The sequence below is a fragment of the Microtetraspora sp. AC03309 genome, assembly GCF_020826795.1.
Lineage (GTDB): Bacteria > Actinomycetota > Actinomycetes > Streptosporangiales > Streptosporangiaceae > Microtetraspora > Microtetraspora glauca.
In genome coordinates this window covers 1-627 of sequence record NZ_JADDIL010000345.1, presented here as the reverse complement: position 1 = coordinate 627, position 627 = coordinate 1, and the positions used below count along the sequence as shown (strand labels likewise).

General features: G+C 68.1%; 1 protein-coding gene. It reads right to left on the bottom strand.

Features of this window, described 5'->3' with window-relative positions; all coding sequences use genetic code 11:
• Positions 1–56: 56 nt before the first annotated feature.
• Positions 57–627 (bottom strand): GNAT family N-acetyltransferase (locus IMZ11_RS43245; protein ID WP_308066919.1); only part of this gene is annotated, 571 nt, incomplete at its 5' end.

Here is a 627-nt window from a genome sequence, read left to right as displayed (position 1 = left end):
CACCGCATCACTGCCCGCACTGATCGGAGCCAGGTCGAGGATCGACAGCGGGGTGTTCACCTGGGCTCCTTCCCCGGCAACTGCTTCTCGAAGGCGATCGGGAAGACCGTCCCCTCCCCCTCGGCCGGCAGCGGCGCGGTGAGCCGGGTGTAACCGGCAGAGTCGTAGAGCGCCTCGGCCTCCGGCTGCAGGTGCCCGGTGGTCAGATAGACCCTTCGGTATCCGCGCGCGGCGATCTCACACTCGAGGTGGGCCAGCAGCACCCGCCCGTAGCCACGCTTCCGGTAACGGACGGCGGTCCAGATGCGTTTGAGCTCGGCGGTGTCTGCGTCGAACCGAGTGAAGGCGCCGCCGGTGACCGGCATGCCGTCGAGGACGCCGATGTACAGGCCGCCGCCCGGCGGAGTGAACTCTTCGGCCGATTTCCCACGCAGCCACACCATCATCTGTTCGGGTGTTCCGCCGTAGCGCTCGGAGTATTCGACCGACAGCTCGGCCAGCAGCGGGGCGGCCAGTGGATCATCCAGGCCGACCGCGACGAACCGCACACCGCTCACGGGGGCTGACTTAACCACCGTTTCGATACCCACGGCGGCTTCAACGCGCGGCCATGGCCGGGATATGCCC